Origin of the sequence: Roseateles sp. DAIF2 (genome assembly GCF_015624425.1) — a bacterium.
In the GTDB taxonomy this organism is placed as follows: domain Bacteria; phylum Pseudomonadota; class Gammaproteobacteria; order Burkholderiales; family Burkholderiaceae_C; genus Kinneretia.
This window is the reverse complement of the sequence record NZ_CP049919.1, coordinates 2,733,127-2,748,855: the sequence shown is the minus strand read 5'-3', so window position 1 is coordinate 2,748,855 and position 15,729 is coordinate 2,733,127. Positions and strand designations below refer to the sequence as shown.

The following is a 15,729-nucleotide window of genomic DNA, read 5'->3' as shown; positions in this document are numbered from 1 at the left end:
GGCTGGCTGGGCATCTCAGCCGCACAGCTCTGGCCCAGCAACAGGAACCCTAATGGCGGGCACCAAACGCATTCTGTTCTTTGCCGAGGCGGTGACATTGGCCCATGTCGCTCGCCCCATCGCACTCGCCAGTGCCCTTGATCCGGCCAGATACGAATGTGCGATCGCCTGTGACCCACGTTACGCCCGCTTCCTGAGCCCGGGCAACTGGCGAAATATAGAGATCCACAGCATCAGCAGCCAGCAATTCCTGCAGGCCCTAGCCACCGGCAGGCCGCATCACGATTACGAGGTGCTGAGCGGCTATATGAGGGAAGATCTGGCGGTGATTCGGGACTATCAGCCTGATCTGGTCGTCGGCGACTTCCGGCTGTCGCTCGCGGTAAGCGCCAGAGTTGCCGGCGTACCTTACGCGGCGATCTCCAACGCTTACTGGAGCCCATACTTCGCTGGCCTCCGCCTACCCGTCCCCGTACTGCCGCTGACCCGTTGGCTCCCAATACCTTTAGCGCAGACCCTTTTTACTGCAGCAAAACCCCTTGCAATGCGCCGTCATTGTGCCGGCATCAACCGGCTACGCCGCGAAAATGGCCTGCATCCCGTTGGTGGGGATCTACAGCGCGCCTATACGGATGCCGACTACAACCTCTATCCAGATGTGCCTCAGTTGTTTCCGATGCACGATCTGCCATCCAGCCATAGTTTCATTGGCCCTGTTCTTTGGTCCCCCCACGATGCCGTCCCCTCCTGGTGGGATGAGCTCCGACCAGATCCGCCACTGATTTACCTCACATTAGGTAGCTCAGGCCAAGCCAGCCTCCTACAACTAGCACTCGATGCCCTGGCCGACCTGCCCGTGCAGATCATCGCCTCCACAGCTGGGGGTCCGATGCCCGCCCGTATCCCACGCAATGCGCGAGTGACTGACTACCTGCCCGGCACCGAAGCCGCCTCTCGTTCGGCATTGATGGTCTGCAACGCCGGCAGCCTATCCTGTCAACAAGCGCTAGCAGCGGGAGTCCCGATTCTTGGAATTGCCATCAATATTGACCAGTTTCTCAATATGGCAGCGATCGCGGATGCCGGCGCTGGCCTCTTGCTACGGGCAGACCGGATCAGCTCGAACAGAATCCACCTCGCTGCACGACAGATCCTCTCCAACGAAAGCTTTGCACGAGGTGCAAAGCAACTCCGCGAAGCCTTGAACCGTAGCGGCCCTGCAGGCGCCCGCTTCGAGGCCATGATTCCGGGCTTGCTGCATGATTGGTCAACAGGCGCGCGATCACGCACGCTCAACTGAGGACTCAAACGAGGGTGGCCTTGTCGACTTTTCTTACAGGTTTCCCCAACAATGGCCCCGCCCCCTCATAAATAGCAAATAACTTATTGATTTTTAAAGACAAACCCAACATGGCATGGGAACTGCTTGATTGCAGTGCGTCACCACCCTTCATTGGTGGCATCTATCAGGAGAAATCATGCTGAAAAGAACGCTTCTGTCCACAGCAGTCACTGTGGCCTTGGGCTTGAGCGCCGGTCATGCTAACGCGGTGATGATGGACTTGCTGGGTGGCAGCGGCGCCAGTTCACAAGTTCATAATGTTCAAACCCTGGACTGGGCTCCCGACAATGCGCTGGCTATCGGTGCCTTGTCCACTCCGCCTTACACCGGTGTCGGCGCCCCCGCTGCAGCCGGCCAACAGATTGGTGAGGCATACATCCGCAACGTGGCCCAAGGTCGCTTGGCCGAGTTCGGTACCAACTCCGGCCCCCTCGGGACGTCCGGCTCGACCACGTTTGGCCGGGAGTTCACATTCCAGGCTTCTTTCTACACCTTTACTGCAGGCCTGGGCACCACCGGCCTGACCAACCGGGCGGCCCCCGGTGAAAGCTATTTCCGCGTCTATGCCGACACGGCTGGCAACTCTAGCGATGTCACCGGCGCAGGCTACGGCGATGGGCAGTTGATCCTTGAAGGTCGGCTGAGTAGCCTGAGTGGCGTGTTCAATGACAACACCCGTCTCAACCCAACGCTGTTCCCGCCCACTCTGCTGGACAGCTTCGGTGGCGACAATCAGAACGGCGTTCAGTCCCATCGTGGCAACGGCAGCATCACGCTGGACATCGACATCACCTTCCTGGATTCCGCATACTTCCTGGGTGACATCGCCTCCTTGCTGATGACGCTGAACTACAACGACACGTCGAACTTGGCATCGCCGTTCCGTCAGGCCAACCCGTCCGATTCCGTTGTCGGTGAAACGCCTTACTACAGTTTTGACGGCGTTAACAAGCGCAATGGTGCAAACTGCAATGCGCAACTGGGCGGCCGCAGTGAGACGAATGCCATTGGCCCGCGCTGCGACTTCCACTTCCAGTCCGACGCGGCAGGCTCGTTCATCAACAACGTTCCCGAGCCCGGCTCCTTGGCTCTGGCCGGTTTGGCTCTGAGCGCTCTCGGCTTCGCTGGCCGTCGTCGCAAGGCTGCCTGATCGATAGTTCAACATCAAGCCAAGGGCGCCCGTTGGGCGCCCTTTTTCTTTCGTCGTTTCAAACTGCACCTGAACTCATCTGCAACAAACATCGCGCCGCTCCCCTCTCAAGCCAGGGGCACCAGGCAAACATCAAGTTGCAGAAAAACGGCAACCTAGGCGGCTAGATCACTTGAGATCATCCCAGTCTCCAGCGCCGCCACACAGCGCCGCCAATTACCGTCCGGCTCGCCCTCCAGGCGAAAGCCATAGAAGTCTTCGCCGGCGGCTGTGTGCTTGCGCACCGCGGTGATCCGGACCTCCGAACGCTCGCCGACACCCAGCTCGACCACCGCAGTACCTTGCTGGGACAAGGGCAAGGGAAGTTTGGACATGGCCTGGAAGCCCGACAGGGAGATTTCGATCACCAGCAGCACAAAGCTGCGCCCTCCCTCCGATTGTGGGAATCGGACTTCGGCGGGGCAGCGCAGCGAGAACCGCTGGTGGCGGCGCAAGGGATGGGACTCGACCACGCCCGAGCTGAGCATCGGCAGGACGCGGCGGTACTCATAGACCTCGTAGATCGACCACAGCAGCGACTTGCGCCGGTCGTCCAGTTCGGTGAAGACCGGGCTGCGCCGGTTGAAGAAATGGTCCAGCAGGGCCGGCGTCATGACCGGATCATTTGTCGTGAAGTAGCGGCGCTTGGGCAGCTTGATGTTGGGCAGGCGCAGGCCGACAAAATACTTGTAGAGGTTCTTGCGTGCCGCCTTGCCGCCATAGGCTCGCCGGAACACCTCGGGCGCCTGCTTCAGATCCAGGGCGGCCCCCACGGCCGGCGCACCGTTGGCAAAGTCGTAGCTGTCGACCACCCGCTCCTGCAGGCGCTTGAAGAACAGCAGGGACTCATAGAGCTCGATCTTGTCCGGGTTCACCGCGATCACCAGATGCCGCGTGTCGAAGTACTCGGTGCAGTACTCGTACATGAACTTCATCAGCGGAAACAGGATCGCCCCGCCCGTCTTGCGGAAGTCCGGATGCACCGCCAGCGCCGAGATCTCGGCGATGTTCCCTTCCTGCGCCCGGATCTGGCTCAGGTCGAACACCGACTGCAAGGGAAAGCCAAACACGCCCTCGCGGATCATCGAGATCGTGCCGACCACCCGGCCGTCGTACTTCGCACACAAGGTCGTGGTGGTCGGCAGCGCGTGATAGATCGTGACACGCATGCCCGAGGGGTCGGGCTTCATGAAGCCGCTGGCCACATAGGCATCGTGCAGGATGCGGAAGCAATCCTCCAGCTCCTCCTGGGTTTCTGCGATCTTGAGCTCGAGCCGGCTGTCCGGCTCGGGATCGCAGTCCACCATCGAGCGATAGACCGAGAAGCGCAGCCCTTGTGGCATCACGCCAAACAGCCGGCGCATGCCTTGGTGGAGGCGCTTCTTGAAGCTCGAACGCCTGATCTGGGTCATAGCTCGTCTCCCTGCCACACCTTCTCGAGCCGGCGGCCGATCACCCGGCCACCGGCCACCGTCGAAGCGCCATGGCTCGCCATGGCGCTCAAAGCGTGTCCATCAGCTTCTTCACTTCGGCCTGGGCACTGAACTTGTCGCCCAGCGCCGCCAGCCGGCGCAGTTCTTCGCGCGCCTCGGCCTTGCGGCCCGCCGAGGCATAGTACTTCGCCAAATGGAATCGGTGCAGGTGACGCTCCGGATCCAGCGCCACCGCGGCCTTCTGCACGTCGATCGCCTTGGCCACATTGCCCTGGGTCGCATAGACCTCGGCCAGCGTGTCCATGAAGGGAGGCTGCCCCGGGGCCAGCTTGTTGGCCTTCTCGGCCAGCTCGAGCGCTTCGGCCTTACCGCTGCGATTCTTCAGCCAGGCCAGGTTGTTCAGCGCCAACGCGTTCTCGGGTTGCAGGAGCAGCGCATCCTTGTAGCGCTGCTCGGCCGCTGCATGATCGTTGCGAGCCAGTGCGCGATCACCGAGATACAGCACGAAGGCGACGTCGTTCGGCTGCTGCTTGCGCCAGTCGGCCTCGAACGCCGCGGCATCGCCGGCCTTGCCCGTCGACGCCAACAAGGCATGCAGCTTGACCGCCACCTCCGGAGCCGGCCCCTTGGCCAGGGCCGCACGATAGGCCGCGGCCGCGGCCCCCGGATTCTTCTGGGCCTGCTCCAGATCGCCCTCCAGCACATAGGCCAGCGCCTCGTTCGGCCGTTGGCGCTGCATGGTCTTGACGATGCTGCGCGCTTCCGGGAAGCGGCCTGCCATCAGCTCCAGACCGAACATCGCGCGCTGCGCCAGCGGATAGTCGGGCCGGATGCTCAGCGCCTTCTTGACGCTCTGCGTGGCGGCCGGACGATCGTCGCGGCGCATATAGACATCGGCCAGGCGCAGATGCGGCACCGGCGAATCCGGCTGCAACGCCACCAGCCGGTTGTAGGTGCTCGAGGCCTGGTTGAAGTCCCCGCTGTTCAGCTGCACCTGCCCCAGAGCGTCCAGCACTTCGATGTTCTCGGGCAGGGCCGCTACCGCCTCCTGCGCATGGTTGAGCGCCTGCTTGTGCTGGCCGCGCGCCTGCTCCAGCCGGATCAGCGCGAGGCGCGGCGGCGCCTCGGACGGATTGCTCTTCACCGCCTTCTTCAGCAGCTCGGCCAGTTCATCCTTGCTGGCCCCCAGCTGGGCTTTCAAGGCGACCAGGCCCAGCTGCGCCTGCATGTTGTTGGCATCCTTCTGCAGCAGCTTGCCGAAACGGGCCTCGGCTTCCGCGCCCTTCTTGTCCTGCAGATCCATCGAGACCAGGCCGGCCACCGCCGGGTAGTAGGACGGGTCGATCGCCAGCGCCGCGTCGAACGCCTTGCGGGCCGCATCGCGGTTACCGCGCATCAGCTCGATCCGGCCGCGCAGATTGGCATTGGACGGCTTGCCGGCCTGCTTGCGCTCCAGCCCCTCCAGCGCCTTCAAGGCCGACTCATATTCCTTCTTGCGCAGATGGGTGCTGATCAGGGCCAGGTCGGCACTGACCCCGGTATCGCTGGCCGCGATCGCCCGCAGCTCGTCGAGCCCCTGGTCGGTACGCCCCTTGACCACCTGGGTCAGGGCCAGCGCGGTGCGGCTCTTGGCATCCTGCGGGTTCAGCTTGCTGGCCTGCGCGAACAGAGCCTCGGCCTTGCTCATATCGCCCAGATGCAGCTGCGACTCCGCCATCAGGGCCAGCGCCTCGGGCACCGGCGGCTGCGCCTCCACCAGCGGCTGCAGCACGCTCTGGGCCTTGCTGAAGTCGCCGCCGCGCAACTGCACCTGGGCCAGCAGCAGGCGCACGCCGCGGTGGCCCGACGCCAGCTTCAAGGCCTTCTGCAGATGCGCCTCGGCCTGCGGCAGGTTGCCGCGCCGGTACTCGATGCCACCGGCCACATAGAGCGCGCGCGCATTGTCCGGCGTCAGCCGCAGCGCGGCCTGGATCTGTTCATGGGCGGCCTTCAGCTCGCCCTGTTCCATCGCGACCACCGCGCCGTAGAAGGCCGTCTGCGGATGTTTCGGTGCCAGCGCCTTCAGCGCATCCAGCTGCGCCTGCGCACCCGGCAGATCCTTCTTGCTCAGCAGCACCGAGATGACCGCACCACGCGCGGCGATGTCGTTCTTGTTGTGCTTGATGGCCTCCAGATAGGCCGCCTGCGCCGCATCGCGCGAGGCCGGCTGCACGATCAGCAGATCGCCCTTCAGATGCCAGGCGTCCGCCTTGGCGGGCTCAGCCGCGATCACCTGCTCGATCAGCGCCAGCGCGGTCTCCGCGTTGCGATCGGCCATCGCCAGTCGCGCCTTCAGCAGCAGCGCCTCCGGATAGGCGGCCTTGGCTTCCAAGGATGCTTCTGCCGCGGCAGCGGCCTCCTGCTTCTTGCCCAATGCAGCATAGGCCGTGCCGAGCGAAACCTGGAGATCCGCCATGCCGCTGGGCGAGCGCAGCACGGTGCTCGCATACTGCGAGATGAGCTTGGAATACAGCTGCTGGCCCAGCAGGCTGCGCGCCGCCCAAGGCGCCACCCGATCCGGCGGGAAGCCCAGCTCCGCCGCCTTGCTCAACTCGACACCACCGCCGACGAAGTCACCGCTCTCGACCAGCAACTGGCCCAGCAGGAAGCGCGCCTCGGCCAGCGACGAATTCTTCTGCAGCGCATTCTTCAGCTGGATCACGGCCGCCTTGCCGTCCTGCTTCTCGATATGCGTCTTGGCCGAGGCCAGCAGGCTCTCGGCCGATTCGCCGCCGCAGCCGGCCAGCAGCAGGGACAGGCTCAGCCCCAACCCGATCCCCAGTCCCCTCGACATCCCTTGTTTCTTCTTGTGGTTCAGCATGGCTCCGTTCCGGCTTGTTGTGTTCTTGGTATCGGCTACTTGATCTGCAAACGGTTCATCAGGTCGTACAGGGTCGGCCGGCTCACGCCGAGCAGCTCCGAGGCCTTGACGATATTGCCGTCGGCACGCGCCAGCGCGGTCACCACCGCCTGCCGCTCGGCGCGCTCGCGCACCGTGCGCAGGTCCAGCACATGCTCGGCATCCTCGAGCGCCGCCTCGGGCACGCGCAGGCCCAGATCCTCGCCGGTCAGGCGGTCGCCGTCGGCCATGATGACGGCGCGTTTCATCAGATTCTGCAGCTCGCGCACATTGCCGGGCCAGCGGTAGCTCTCGATCAGGCGCGCGGCATCCTCGCTCAGCGCCAGTTGCGGGCGGCGCTGCTCGCTGGCATAGCGCTTCAGGAAGGCGTGGGACAGCAGCACCGCGTCGCCCTGGCGCTCGCGCAGCGGCGGGATCTCGATCACGATCTCGGCCAGGCGGTAGTACAGGTCCTCGCGGAAGCGTCCCTCGGCGATCAGCTGCTTCAGATCCTGATGGGTCGCGCCGACCACGCGCACATCGATCGGGATCTCCTGGCGCCCGCCGACCCGCTCCACCGTGCGTTCCTGCAGGAAGCGCAGCAGCTTGGCCTGCAGCGCATGCGGCAGATCGCCGATCTCGTCCAGCATCAGGGTGCCGCCATGGGCAGTCTCGATCTTGCCGATGGTGGTCTTGTTGGCGCCGGTGAAGGCGCCCTTCTCGTAGCCGAACAGTTCGCTCTCGAGCAAGTTCTCGGGAATCGCCGCGCAGTTGATCGCGACAAAGCGCCCCTTGCGCTTGGAGGCGTCATGCAACCCCTGCGCCAGCAGCTCCTTGCCGGTACCGCTCTCGCCCAGCAGCAGCACGGTGGCATCGCTGGGCGCCACCTTCTCGATGGTGCGGCAGAGCTTTTGCATGCGCGCATCTCGCGTAACCAGCCCGCCCAGCACATCGGGATGCTGGATTGCCTGCAGGCGCTGGTTCTCCTGCTGCAGCTCGTAGAGCCGGTAGGCGCGCTCCACCGTCAGCGACAGCACGTCCGGGTCCACCGGCTTGGCCAGGAAGTCGTAGGCACCCAGGCGGATCGCGCGCAGCGCATTGCTCTGGTCGTTCTGTCCGGTCAGCACGATCACCTTGACCGCCGGATCCAGCTCCAGCAGCTTCTCCAGCAGCTTGAAACCCTCGGAGACGGAGTCCTGGTCGGGCGGTAGACCCAGGTCCATCGTCACCACCGCCGGTGAGTGGCGGCGGAACTGCAGCACAGCCGAGGGGCCGTCATCCGCCAGCACCGAGTCGAAGCCGTCCAGCGACCACTTGATCTGCTTTTGCAGCGCCAGATCGTCCTCGACGATCAGCAGGGGTTGAGAACGCGGCGTACTCATTTGGCGCTCAGCATACCCAGATCCGAGGCCTGCGAGGCGCGGAACAAGGGCAGCAGGATGGTGATCCTGGTGCCACGGTCGAGTTCACTGTCCACTTTGATCTTGCCTCCCAATTCGTGCAGGTACTGAAAACTCTCGAAGGCACCGATGCCCATGCCACTGGTCTTGGTGGTCTGGAAGGGCTTGAAGAGCCGGGTACGGATGAATTCCTCGGACATGCCGCAGCCGGTGTCACCGACCTCGATGCGCGCATAGCTGCCCTCCACATCCAGCTGCAGCCAAACCTGACCCTGCTCGGGTGTGGCATCGAAGGCGTTCTGCACCGCATGCCCGATCACGCGCTCGACGCGCTCCTCATGGCCGCGGGTGCTGGCCGAGGCGCGGATGTCCAGCCGCAGTGCGCGCCCCTTGCCCTCGGCCGAGGCCGCCAGGCGCTTGGCGATCGGCACCAGCTCGACGCCATGCGCCGTACCATGTGGTGCCTCGCCCTCGCGCAGCTGCAGCATCAGCTGGCGCATCTTGTCCAGCGAGTTCTCGACGGTCGCCAGCATGTCTTCCTGGAACTCGGGGTTGTCGCGCAAGCGGCGCGCATTCTTCATCATCAGCGAGAGCTGGGTGACGATGTTCTTCAGGTCATGCACAACGAAGGCCGACATGCGGTTGAAGGCATCGAACTTGCGCGCCTCCAGCAGCGCCTCGGTGGCCTGCATCTGCGCCAGGTAGCTGGAGGCCTGGCTGCTGGCCGTGCGCAGCAGGTCACGCACCTCCCAGTTCAGCTCCATGCGGGTGCGCGGATGCCCCAGCAGCACGAAACCGGTCAGCTCCGGACCGACCAGCAGCGGCACCAGCAGCCAATAGCGGCCATCGTCCCGCAACCAGGCCGGCGCCTCGAAGCCGCGGTAATGCTGAGGCGCACGGCGCAGCTCATCCAGATCCACAATCCAGCCGCTGCCGCGCAGGAACTGCGCCATCGGCGCGTCGCCGCTCTCCGGCTCCGTTCGCGGCTGCAGGTTCCAGATGGCGGCCTGCACATAGTCGCCCTGCCCGCTCTGGCGCAGCCACAGGCCGCCGCTGGGGCTTTCGACCAAGTTCGCGATGCCCTTGATGACCGAGATGCCGAGCTCCTGTGGTGAGCTCTGCGAGGACAGCATCGCGGTGAACTTCAGCCATTCCTCGCGATAGTCGTAGCGATAGCTGAAGAAGTTCTTGTTGATGTAGACACGCAGCTTGGCCCGCAGTGCGCCGGAGAACAGCATCATCACCAGGGCGAGCAGCCCGATGAACACCAGGGCCATCTGCATCGCGCGGCCCCAGTTGCCGCCGGTGTAGCGCACGTAGTAGCCGACGCCGGACACCAGCAGCAGGTAGGCGCCAGCGATCAGCAGGGTGGCCGACTGGAAGGCCGCCGCGCGCGAAACATGCAGCTTCAGCAGCCAGTCCCGATGCCGGCGCAGCGCGATGTAGAGCAGCGGCGCCGCGACGCTATGAACCGCGGGACGGATGCCGTAGGCATCGCCATCGAACTGCTGGAACAGCGCGGCCTGCGAGAAGGTGTAGAGATCGAACACGAAGACCGAGCCCAGCGCCAGACAGACCGGTTTGGCACCCCAGCGCGCGTCGCCGCTGCTGTTGCGCAGTAGCTGCTCCACCAGCATCAGGCCGACCACCGCCAGCGCCAAGCCCGAAAAGGCCACCGCGCGCTCCCAGACATGCGCACGGTAGGGTCCCAACTCCTGCAGCAGCTGCAAGCCCAGCGCCAGCAGCACCGCGACGGCGGCGAGGCGGGTCATTGAGCGAGGGGAGCGCGTCAGCGGCGTCTGGCCCGGGTCCGGGCGCAGGAGCAGCAGCACGAAGGCAAACCAGGCGCCATAGCGCAACGCATCGACCACCGGCAGCCAGAAGTCCGCCAGCGACCACCAAGCCTGCGCCTGCGAACCCAAACCCAGCAGCGACCAGCACAGGCTCAGCAGCAGAGCCAGGCAGAAGCTCTGGTCGGCCCGGGCCGGCCGCTGGCGCATACGCAGCAGCCGGGTCAGATAGACCAGCAGCAGCGTCGCATAGCTCAGCGTGGCCAGGGCATAGGACGCCACGCCGATATTGATCTCCCCGTCAAGCATGAGTCATTCCACCATGCCCGATACCCGCCGAGCCATCGGCGCAAACGCCGAGTCGGCCTTGCACAAGAAGATCAGCGTGCGCCCTTGCCCGTCAGCACCACCGCCACCGTTTCCAGCAGGATCAGCAGATCCAGAAATAGGGTGTGGTTCTTCACGTAGTAAAGGTCGTACTGCAGTTTCTCGATCGAGTCTTCGACGGTCGAGCCATATTCGTAGCGGACTTGGGCCCAGCCGGTGACACCGGGCTTGACGCTGTGGCGCACCGCGAAATAGGGAATCTTGGCAACCAGCTCGTCGACAAAGAACTGGCGCTCGGGGCGCGGCCCGACCAAGCTCATCTCGCCCTTCAGCACATTGATCAGCTGCGGCAGTTCGTCGATGCGCACGCGGCGGATGAACCGCCCGACCCGGGTGACCCGGTCGTCGTTCTTGCTGGCCCAGCGCGGCTTGCCATCCTTCTCCGCATCCGCCCGCATGCTGCGGAACTTGATGACCTTGAAGCCCTTGCCGTTCAGACCCACGCGCTCCTGGCGATAGAACACCGGACCACGCGATTCCAGCGCCACCGCCAGCGCCGTGATCAGCATGATCGGGGCGGTCAGGATCAGGATCAGCGAGGAGAACAGCAGATCGAAGACGCGCTTGACCGCGGTCCGCAGCACGCCCTGGTTGAAGCCGTCGCCGAAGATCAACCAGCCCGCATTCACATGGCTGATCTTGATCTGAGCCAGCGTCTTCTCGAAGTAGGTGGCAATATCGACCACTTGGATGCCGTAGAGCTTGCAGTCCAGCAGTTGCCGCAGCGGCATGCTGCCGCCACGCCGCTCGGACAGCGCCACGACGATCTCGTCCACGCCCAGGTGCAGCGCCGTTTCGGTCAGGCTGCCCTGCGGCTCGATCAACTCGGCACGCGCCACTTCGGGCAGGGTTTCATTGGGGCCGGCGAAATAGCCGACGATGTGCACATGGGGGTCGGCCGCCTTCAGCGTCAGACCCACGGTCTTGGCCACCTCGCCGGAACCGAAGATCATCACCTTGGTCTTGGCCTGGGCCTGCACGCTGGAATGCGCGGCATAGACGCGATGCGCCAGCACCGCTGCCACAGCGGCCATCGCGGCGAAGGTCATCAGTTCGCGGTGGTCGGCGCTGCTGGGCAGCAGGCTGAAGATGCCGTAGGCCAGCGGCAACGCGATCAGCAGGGCCAGCAGGCCGCGAGCGCAGGATTCGGTCAGCGAGCGGTTGTGCACATGCTGATAGAAGCCGGTGGCGGAATTGATCACGAACATGCAGCCCGCCAGCGACAGGCCATGCGAAGCCGCGAACGGAATGATCTTGCCGGCCCCTTCTCCTTGACTCAGCACCACGGCAAACAAGGCCACGATGATCAGACCGACGTCAAAGAAAATCTGGAGCAGCGTGCGCCTGTGCAAATAGTGATTGAATATCCGAACCATGCTCATCCCCAGTCGCATTGCCCGGATGACCATTGCCACATCCGAGCTGGATTTCTGCCTGCCCTGAACCTCTTGGGCTGCCTAGTCGACTCACACTGGCTCGGCGCCTGTGCCGTACCACTGATTCGGCATCAGGATCTTTGAAGACCCGCTTCGAGGTATTGCGATGATGAAACCCGCTGTGCGGCCGCATCATGCCCTCCTGCCTGGGTCTTGAAAGCCCCCCGTTTAAAGGGTGCTTCGCCCCTGGAAAAAGCCTCGTTGGCCCGAGGTAAACAGGGCCTTCTTGTGGCACCCCTAATTCATAGGATGCCACCCGCCGGAGCCGTTCTGGAACCAGTAACGACCGCAGTAGATCCGAACTTCAGCCCGCCGTTACAAGCACAGCCCAGGCGCCGCGTGCGTATTCCACAAAGCCCTGCGTGGCGAATTGGAATGGCAAAAAAAAACTGACTAGGAACGAAGCTCAGCCAGGCTCACATGGTGAGCGAGCGGGCGAGGAGGATGGCGGCATGTATCCCCGAGGAGGTGAGTCGCCTGACCTGCTCGGGAATTCCGAGACAGTAATTCCTAGAAGACGGCGGGTTGCAGGTCTTGACGGAGTTGCTGCTTGAACTCCGCCGGGGTCAAGTATTGCAGGCTGCTGTGCAGCTTGACCTCGTTGTAGTGCTGGCGCCATGACTCGATGACGACCGTGGCCTCACGGCGCGAACGGAACCACTCGACTGACAGGCACTCGTCGCGGAACTTGCCGTTGAAGCTCTCGTCAGCGCCGTTCTGCCAGGGCTTGCAGGGGTCGTTGAGCACGGTGGCGATGCCGGCGCCAGCGATCCACTCCAGGATGGCCAGGCTGACGAACTCCGGCCCGTTGTCCGAACGCATGAACAGCGGCGCTCCGTGCACGCTCACTAGGCGCGACAGCACCTCGATCACGCGCTTGGAGCGGATGGAGCCGGCCACGTCGATGGCCAGGCATTCCCGGGTGTACTCGTCGATGACGGTCAGGCACTTGAGCTGCTGGCCGGTGGCCGTGGTGTCGAAGACGAAGTCGTAGGCCCAAACCATGTTGGCCTTGAAGGGCATGTGTACGCGCGGCCTTGTCGACGCAATGCGCTTGCGCGAGCGCTTCCTGGGCACCAGCAGGCCCGTCTGACGCCACAGCCGATGCGTGCGCGACCAGCTCAGCTCGAAGCCGCGCCGACGCAGGAAGATGCGGATGCGCCGGTAGCCGTAGCGTGGGTACTGGGCCGACAACTCCTTCATCGCCTCGATCACCGGCGCGTCCTTGGCCGGCAGGCGCGGCTTGTAGCTGGGCGTGGCTCGCGACATGCCAATGAGCCCGCAAGCCCGACGCAGGCTCAGGCCCCGCTCGCGAGCGAAGGTGACCTGGGCACGTCGAGCCGGCGGGCTCGCCATTTTTTTTCGTTGATTTCCTTCAAGATCGCGTTGTCCAGCGTGGCCTCCGCCAGAAGCTTCTTGAGCCGGCTGTTCTCTAGCTCCAGCGCCTTCAGCCGCTTGACGTCGGCCACCTCCAACTGGCCGAAGTGCTTGCGCCACGCGTAGATCGTGGGCTCACTGACCTTGTGCTTCTTGGCCGCCTCGGCCACCATCTACTCTTCCGTGAATCGACTCTTTCTCATGGGCTCCTCGGGGAATGGAGCCATCTTCTCTGGGAATCAATGTCTCGGAGAAACCGGGCAGGTCATGAGCCGCCGCAGACAAAGAGAAGCAGGTACAGGCCACTGCCGTCGCCCAGACGCCTGCGGGGATCACCCAACTTGATGGTCCGGATCGTCAGATCAGACGGGATCAGGTTGCGAGCCATGCAGTAACTCCTGACGCGCTTCGCGTGCTTTTTTCAGGTTACTGCGAAAGTTACTGCATTGCCAGTCGGACGTCCGGGGACAAAGCGGCATGGTGCAGGCAAAAGAAAAGACCTAAGTGATTGATTCATTAGGTCTTTCGGATCTCTCGGGACCGTCTGGGACGTCCTGAGATCGTTGAATGGTGGAGCCGGGGGGAATTGAACCCCCGTCCGCAAGCCATCACCGGGCAGTTCTACATGCTTAGCCTTCTGATTTGAGTCTTACGCCGTCGTCGCGCAGGGGCACGCTACGAACAACGCCAGTCACTAGATCTCGCGCCCGGTTGTGTGACCCAACTGGACGCCAGCCGATGTGAATGACCTCTCAGCCTAGCCTTGCGGCATCGGCCCGGCCCATCGGCCAACCGTTGAGAGGCTCACCGTTGTTTAAGCGGCGAGGGCAAACTTTTCGTCGTTTGCAGTTACTTTGTTTCCAGTGGTTTTACGAGCGGACTGGTGCTCGGCATGCCCTACTCCGGATCCGCACCCACGTCGAAACCTGGTCGGCCCCAGAAGTTCCTAGATTATGCCAGCTGCAGACAATTCAAGAGCCGTGCTCAGGAAGAAACTTCCATCGCGACGCTCGCCGTCGGAGCAATGGCGGCGGCGCTGATCACATGCGCGAGCAGCTGCTGTGGCGTGTCGACGATCAGATCCGCCCCCCAGGCCTCGATCGGCTCGCCCTGCCCCAGATAGCCCCAGGCCACGGCCACCGTCTGCATGCCAGCGGCGCGACCGGCGGCGATGTCGCGCGCATCGTCGCCCACATAGAGGCAATGCTGGGGCACGATGCCGGCGCGGCGCGCGGCCTCCAGCAGCGGCGCCGGGTGCGGCTTGGTATGCGGCGTGGTGTCGCCGCCGATCACTGCGGCGGCGCGCTGCGCCAGGCCCAGGCCGGCGGTGAGCGGCAACGCAAAGCGCTCGGACTTGTTGGTCACGATGGCCCAGCAGAGGCCTGCCGCGGCCAGGCCGTCGAGCAGCGCGGCGACGCCGTCGAAGGGCCGGGTTTCGCGCAGCAGGCGCGCCTCGTAGCGGTCGAAGAATTCGGCTCTCAGCGCCTCGAAGCGCGGATCCTGCGGCGTCACCGCAAAGGCCAGGCCCATCATGCCGCGCGCACCGGCGCCGACCATCGGGCGCAGATGCTCCAGCGGCAGCATCGCCAGGCCGCGCGCGGCCAGCATCTCGTTGGTCGCGCCGGCCAGGTCGGGCGCGCTGTCGACCAGGGTGCCGTCCAGGTCGAACAGCACCGCGCGCAGGTCGGTGCGCAGCGCGGTCGACGCCAGGGAGGATGAAACGGTGGCGCTCATCGTCGTCAGGCCGGCCTGCGGCAGGCGATCATGTAGTTGACGTCGGTGTCGCTGTTCAGGCTGTAGCGCTGCGTCAGCGGGTTGTAGCCCAGGCCCTTGGCGCTGTGCAGTTCCAACCCGGCCTCGCGCGCGAAGGCGGCCAGCTCGGCCGGCTTCAGGAAGCGCGCATATTCATGCGTGCCGGCCGGCAGCATCTTCAGCACATACTCGGCGCCGACGATCGCGAACAGGAAAGACTTCAGGTTGCGGTTCAGGGTCGAGAAGAAGACCCAGCCGCCGGGCTTGACCAGCTCGGCGCAGGCGCGCACCACCGAGGCCGGATCCGGCACATGCTCGAGCATCTCCATGCAAGTGACCGCATCAAACGAGGCCGGCCGTTCGGCCGCCAGCGCCTCGACCGCGATCTCGCGGTAGTCGACGTTGGCGGTGCCCGCCTCCATCGCGTGCAACTGGGCCACCTTCAGCGGCTTGGTCGACAGGTCGATGCCCAGCGCGTTGGCACCCTTGCGCGCCATCGAGTCGGTCAAGATGCCGCCGCCACAGCCCACGTCCAGCACCGTCAGCCCGGCCAGCGGGCACAGGCCGTCGATCCAGGCCAGGCGCAGCGGGTTGATCTGGTGCAGCGGCTTGAATTCGCTCTCGGGATCCCACCAGCGGTGGGCCAGTTCGCCGAACTTGGCGAGCTCTTGGGGGTCGGCATTGATCATGATGGATCGGCATGGTAGCGGATGGGCCGCCACAAAAAAGAAAACCCCGCCGAGGC

11 protein-coding genes and 1 other RNA gene are annotated in these 15,729 nt (G+C 64.3%); 2 read left to right on the top strand and 10 right to left on the bottom strand.

Translation table 11 applies throughout. From position 1 onward, the window contains the following. Window positions 1-52 precede the first annotated feature (52 nt). Window positions 53-1,300 (top strand): glycosyltransferase, encoded by a 1,248-nt coding sequence (locus tag G8A07_RS12620; RefSeq protein ID WP_195797319.1) that lies wholly within the window; start codon window positions 53-55, stop codon window positions 1,298-1,300. Window positions 1,301-1,478: 178 nt separating this feature from the next. Continuing rightward, window positions 1,479-2,492 carry a PEP-CTERM sorting domain-containing protein gene (locus G8A07_RS27725; protein WP_213086273.1) on the top strand — a complete coding sequence of 338 codons (1,014 nt, stop codon included), beginning with the start codon at window positions 1,479-1,481 and terminating at the stop codon, window positions 2,490-2,492. 155 nt (window positions 2,493-2,647) lie between these two features. On the opposite strand, the gene G8A07_RS12610 is transcribed toward G8A07_RS27725, so the two are convergent. The 10 genes from G8A07_RS12610 to ubiG form a co-directional block, all read right to left on the bottom strand. Continuing rightward, the gene (locus G8A07_RS12610) at window positions 2,648-3,943 is read right to left on the bottom strand and encodes a GNAT family N-acetyltransferase (RefSeq protein ID WP_195797318.1); all 1,296 of its coding nucleotides are present in this window, start codon (window positions 3,941-3,943) and stop codon (window positions 2,648-2,650) included. 88 nt (window positions 3,944-4,031) lie between these two features. Next, the gene (gene prsT / locus G8A07_RS12605) at window positions 4,032-6,824 is read right to left on the bottom strand and encodes an XrtA/PEP-CTERM system TPR-repeat protein PrsT (RefSeq protein WP_195797317.1); all 2,793 of its coding nucleotides are present in this window, start codon (window positions 6,822-6,824) and stop codon (window positions 4,032-4,034) included. 35 nt (window positions 6,825-6,859) lie between these two features. Then, complete coding sequence (gene prsR / locus G8A07_RS12600) at window positions 6,860-8,224, bottom strand: PEP-CTERM-box response regulator transcription factor (RefSeq protein ID WP_195797316.1); 1,365 nt, start codon at window positions 8,222-8,224, stop codon at window positions 6,860-6,862. Further along, window positions 8,221-10,341 carry an XrtA/PEP-CTERM system histidine kinase PrsK gene (prsK, locus tag G8A07_RS12595; protein ID WP_195797315.1) on the bottom strand — a complete coding sequence of 707 codons (2,121 nt, stop codon included), beginning with the start codon at window positions 10,339-10,341 and terminating at the stop codon, window positions 8,221-8,223. The genes prsR and prsK overlap by 4 nt, the downstream gene beginning before the upstream one ends. Before the next feature lie 71 nt (window positions 10,342-10,412). After that, a complete protein-coding gene (locus G8A07_RS12590; protein ID WP_195797314.1) occupies window positions 10,413-11,795 on the bottom strand; it encodes a TIGR03013 family XrtA/PEP-CTERM system glycosyltransferase in 1,383 nt (460 codons plus the stop codon). A gap of 570 nt (window positions 11,796-12,365) precedes the next feature. Beyond that, window positions 12,366-13,405, bottom strand: a protein-coding gene (locus G8A07_RS12585) for an IS3 family transposase (protein ID WP_371816447.1) whose coding sequence is annotated in 2 segments (ribosomal slippage) — window positions 12,366-13,219 and window positions 13,219-13,405 — 1,041 coding nt in all. Because the reading frame shifts where the segments join, the coding sequence is not laid out codon by codon here. 92 nt (window positions 13,406-13,497) lie between these two features. Then, window positions 13,498-13,620 (bottom strand): hypothetical protein, encoded by a 123-nt coding sequence (locus G8A07_RS28085; protein WP_256441108.1) that lies wholly within the window; start codon window positions 13,618-13,620, stop codon window positions 13,498-13,500. A 180-nt stretch (window positions 13,621-13,800) separates the two neighbouring features. Beyond that, window positions 13,801-14,170, bottom strand: a transfer-messenger RNA (tmRNA) gene (gene ssrA, locus G8A07_RS12580). A 46-nt stretch (window positions 14,171-14,216) separates the two neighbouring features. Beyond that, the gene (gene gph, locus G8A07_RS12575; RefSeq protein ID WP_195797313.1) at window positions 14,217-14,966 is read right to left on the bottom strand and encodes a phosphoglycolate phosphatase; all 750 of its coding nucleotides are present in this window, start codon (window positions 14,964-14,966) and stop codon (window positions 14,217-14,219) included. Between the two features lie 5 nt (window positions 14,967-14,971). Then, window positions 14,972-15,673 (bottom strand): bifunctional 2-polyprenyl-6-hydroxyphenol methylase/3-demethylubiquinol 3-O-methyltransferase UbiG, encoded by a 702-nt coding sequence (gene ubiG, locus G8A07_RS12570; RefSeq protein ID WP_195797312.1) that lies wholly within the window; start codon window positions 15,671-15,673, stop codon window positions 14,972-14,974. Window positions 15,674-15,729: the final 56 nt, after the last annotated feature.